Below are 4,618 nucleotides of genomic sequence, written 5' to 3'. Positions count from 1 at the left end.
TTTGTTCGGTGCCATGCACGAGTGTTGTGACCGACACCGCACTCTGTGGGAGCGAGCCTGCTCGCGAAGGCGTCAGGCCTGAAACAGAGCAAGTTTTGGTCTTACAAGCTATCAGGGCCAAGCAGCAAGTCTTGCTCACGCTCGCACAACTGCACCACGTAATCCCACATCACCCGCAGCCGCACGGATTTGTGCAGTTCGCGGCGGGTGCTGATCCAGTAGCTGCGAAGAATGCTTTCGTCTGGAAACAACGGCACCAGCCCGGGATCGGCGCTGGCCATGTAGCACGGCAGCACGGCGATGCCCAAACCTGCGCGGGCGGCCTGTTGCTGGGCGATGACGCTGGTGCTGTGAAAGACCACCCGGGGGTTGCGGCAGAAGCTGTTGAGGAACATCAGTTCCTGGCTGAACAGCAAATCGTCGACGTAACCGATCCAGGCATGGCGCCCCAGGTCTTCGCGACTGCCCAGCGGTGGCGACTTGTCGAGATAGTCCTGGCTGGCATAGAGCGCCAGGCGATAGTCGGTGAGCTTGCGTGTGACCAGCATGTCGGCGGCCGGCCGTTCAAGGTGGATGCTGATCTCCGCTTCGCGGTTGAGAATGCTGACGAAGCGCGGCACCGCCACCAGTTCCACCTCAAGGCCCGGATAGCGTTCGAACAAGCCATTCATGCGGCTGGCGAGGAACATGATGCCCAGCCCTTCCGTGACCCCGACGCGGATCTTGCCCAGGGGCGCCGTGGACTGGGTGATTTCCTCCTGGGCCAGCAGCGCGACGTTTTCCATGGCCTCGGCGTGCTTGAGCAGCGCTTCGCCCGCCGGCGTCAGCTCATAGCCCTGGGCATGCTGCACAAACAGTGCGGTGCCCAGGCTCTTTTCAATGGCCTCGATGTGTCGTGCCACCGTGGCGTGGGTGGTGTTCAAGCGACGGGCAGCGGTCAGCAAACGCCCGCTACGCTGTAACTCCAGAAAAAACCGCAGGTCATTCCAGTCGAACATGAATCGTCCTTGAGGCTTGGCGATTGAAGACGCTGTTTAAAAACGCACAGCGGGTGGGTAAAAACTAACATTCTTTAAACGAAAGCTAACAACTAGGATGGGATACAACAAGAACAACAACACGAGGTCAGGGATGCAGACTTCCCTTGATGAATACGACTACATCGTGGTCGGGGCCGGGCCGGCCGGTTGTTTGCTGGCCAATCGCTTGTCAGCCGACCCGCAACACCGGGTGCTGCTGCTCGAAGCCGGTGGCCGCGATAACTATGCGTGGATTCACATCCCCGTGGGCTATCTGTTCTGCATCGGCAACCCGCGCACCGATTGGTGCTTCAAGACCGAAGCGCAACCGGGCCTGCAAGGCCGCGCCTTGAGTTATCCGCGCGGCAAGGTGCTGGGTGGTTGCTCCTCGATCAACGGCATGATTTACATGCGCGGTCAGGCCGACGATTACGACCGCTGGGCCGCCGAGGGCAATACCGGCTGGAGCTGGCAGGACGTGCTGCCGCTGTTCAAGCACAGCGAAAACCACTTTGCCGGCGATTCGGGATTTCATGGCGCTGCCGGCGAATGGCGCGTCGAACGCCAGCGCCTGTCATGGCCGATTCTCGATGCCTTCCGCAGCGCCGCCGAGCAAAGCGGTATCGCCAGCATCGATGACTTCAACCAGGGCGACAATGAAGGTTGTGGCTACTTCCAGGTCAACCAGAAGGCCGGTATCCGCTGGAACGCGGCCAAGGCGTTTCTCAAGCCGATCCGCCGTCGTCCGAATCTGACGGTGCTGACCGGCGTCGAGGTCGACCGTGTGCTGCTGGAGAACGCCCGGGCATCAAAGGTCAGCGCCCGTTGGCAGGGGCAGGCGAAGACCTTCAGGGCGCGCAAGGAAATCATCCTGTGCGCCGGCTCCGTCGGCTCACCGAGCATCCTGCAACGTTCCGGGATCGGCCCACGCCCGCTGCTGCAACGCCTGGGCATCGGCGTCGCCCATGAACTGTCGGGCGTGGGTGGCAACCTGCAGGATCACCTGCAACTGCGGCTGATCTACAAACTGGAAAATGCCCGCACGCTCAATCAGATCGCCGGCAGCCTGTGGGGCAAGATGGGCATGGGCCTGCGGTATCTGTATGACCGCAGCGGCCCGCTGTCCATGGCGCCAAGCCAGCTCGGGGCCTTCGCCCGGTCAGGGCCGGAGCAGGCCTCGGCCAATCTTGAATACCACGTACAACCGCTGTCCCTGGAGCGCTTCGGCGAACCGCTGCATGCCTTCCCGGCGTTTACCGCATCGGTTTGCGACCTGCGTCCACAGAGCCGCGGCCGGGTGGAAATCCGCTCCACCGATCCGCAGCAAGCCCCCCTGATCCAGCCCAACTACCTGAGTCATCCCGAGGATCTGCGCGTGGCCGCCGATGCCATTCGCCTGACCCGGCGCATCGTTGCCGCGCCCGCCCTCAAACAGTTCAAACCTGTCGAATACCTGCCCGGCGACAGTCTGCAAAGCGAAGAGCAACTGCACGAAGCCGCCGCCCGGATCGGCACCACGATTTTCCATCCGGTTGGTACCTGCCGCATGGGCAACGATGCGGATGCGGTGGTCGATGCCCAACTGCGTGTCCATGGCATCCCCGGCCTGCGCATCGCCGACGCCTCGATCATGCCGCGCATCACCTCGGGCAACACCTGTTCGCCGACGCTGATGATCGCGGAGAAAGCCGCGCAATTGATCCTTAATCCTGCTGTAGACACTCCCCCTGTGGGAGCGAGCCTGCTCGCGAAAGCGGCGGATCTTCAACATTGATGGTGACTGACACGCCCCCTTCGCGAGCAGGCTCGCTCCCACAAGGGATTTGCATCTGATTCACGGACAAGCAACACCAGTGGAACAACAAAAACAATCACTGTGAGGGATACCGATATGTCAGAACATGTTCAGAGCCTGGAAGCCGTGCGCAGCGCGGGGACCAGTCAGGAAACCCAGAAAGTCATCTTCGCCTCGTCGCTTGGCACGGTCTTCGAGTGGTATGACTTTTTCCTCTACGGCGCTCTCGCGGCGGTGATCAGCAAGCAGTTTTTCGCCGGGGTCAACGACACCACGGCGTTCATCTTTGCCCTGATGGCCTTCGCCGCCGGCTTCATTGTCAGGCCGTTCGGCGCTCTGGTGTTCGGTCGACTGGGTGACATGATCGGACGTAAATACACCTTCCTCGCCACCATCGTCCTCATGGGGGTGGCGACTTTCTGCGTCGGTCTGCTGCCGAACTACGCCAGCATCGGCATCGCTGCGCCGATCATCCTCGTCGTTCTGCGCATGCTTCAGGGCCTGGCCCTGGGCGGTGAGTACGGCGGTGCCGCGACCTACGTGGCGGAACACGCACCAATGGGCAAGCGTGGCTTCCACACCAGCTGGATTCAATCCACCGCCACCCTCGGCCTGTTGCTGTCACTGCTAGTGGTACTCGGCTGCCGCTACTTCACCGGCGATCAATTCGAAGTCTGGGGCTGGCGCATTCCGTTTCTGTTTTCGATCATTCTGCTGGGCATCTCGACCTGGATTCGCCTGAGCCTGCACGAGTCGCCGGCCTTCGTGAAAATGAAAGAGGAAGGCAAGCTCTGCAAGTCGCCGATCCGCGATTCCTTCGGTAAATGGGAAAACCTCAAAGTCGTGCTGATCGCCCTGTTCAGCATCAACGCCGGGCAAGCCGTGACCTTCTACGCGGCACAGTTCTACGTGCTGTTCTTCCTCACCCAGTTCCTGAAAATGGACCCCGCCGTGGCCAACGGCCTGCTGATCGTCAGCGTGACCATTGGCGCGCCGTTCTTCATTTTCTTCGGCTGGCTGTCGGACAAGGTCGGGCGTAAACCGGTATTGATGCTCGGCCTGCTGCTGGCCACCGCGCTGTACTTCCCGATCTTCAAGACCCTGGCCCACTACGCCAACCCGGCCATCGACCTGGCCAGCCGCCAGGCACCGATCACCGTGCTGGCCGACCCGGCCACCTGCACCTTCCAGTTCGATCCGGTGGGCAAGGCGAAATTCGACAGCCCGTGCGACAAGGTCAAGACCTTCCTGGTCAAACAGGGCCTGCCGTACAGCAGTGCCGCCGCCCCGGCCGGCAGCGGCGTGCAGGTGAGCATCGGCGATGTGAAGATCGACGGTTTCGACGAAGCCGCCCTGCGTGGTGCGGTAACCCTCGCCGGCTACCCGCAACAGGCCGACATGCAGCAGATCAACAAACCGATGATCGTGGCACTGATCGTCGCGCTGATCATCATCTCCGCCATGTGCTACGGCCCGCTGGCGGCACTGATGGTCGAACTGTTCCCGACCCGCATCCGCTACACCTCGATGTCCCTGCCCTATCACATCGGCAATGGCTGGTTCGGCGGCTTCCTGCCAACGGTGTCGTTCGCGCTGGTGGTGTACACCGGGGACATTTTCTACGGGCTTTGGTACCCGGTGGTGATCACCGGGGTGAGCCTGGTGGTGGGGATGCTGTGTTTGCGTGAGACGCGGAATGTGGATCTGGATAAGAACTGAGGGTAGACAGTAACAACCTGTGGGAGCGAGCCTGCTCGCGATGGGGGGGGGGCCGGCGTCACCTCCGTTTCCCTACCCCCCACCT

At 61.7% G+C, this 4,618-nt stretch carries 3 protein-coding genes; 2 read left to right on the top strand and 1 reads right to left on the bottom strand.

The genetic code is table 11. The features are described from left to right. Positions 1 to 101 precede the first annotated feature (101 nt). A complete protein-coding gene (locus ACW9HW_RS28990; protein WP_095195055.1) occupies positions 102 to 998 on the bottom strand; it encodes a LysR family transcriptional regulator in 897 nt (298 codons plus the stop codon). A gap of 133 nt (positions 999 to 1,131) precedes the next feature. Here ACW9HW_RS28990 and ACW9HW_RS28985 point away from each other — a divergent pair, with 133 nt between their 5' ends. Then, on the top strand, positions 1,132 to 2,793 hold the full coding sequence (locus tag ACW9HW_RS28985) for a GMC family oxidoreductase (protein ID WP_457402742.1): 1,662 nt from the start codon (positions 1,132 to 1,134) through the stop codon (positions 2,791 to 2,793). A 117-nt stretch (positions 2,794 to 2,910) separates the two neighbouring features. Continuing rightward, the gene (locus ACW9HW_RS28980) at positions 2,911 to 4,533 is read left to right on the top strand and encodes an MFS transporter (protein WP_457402740.1); all 1,623 of its coding nucleotides are present in this window, start codon (positions 2,911 to 2,913) and stop codon (positions 4,531 to 4,533) included. The last annotated feature ends 85 nt before the right edge of the window (positions 4,534 to 4,618 follow it).

This window comes from Pseudomonas sp. SDO5532_S415 (assembly GCF_054071155.1).
Note: the sequence above shows the minus strand (reverse complement) of the source record. Positions and strands in the feature narration are given on the sequence as shown.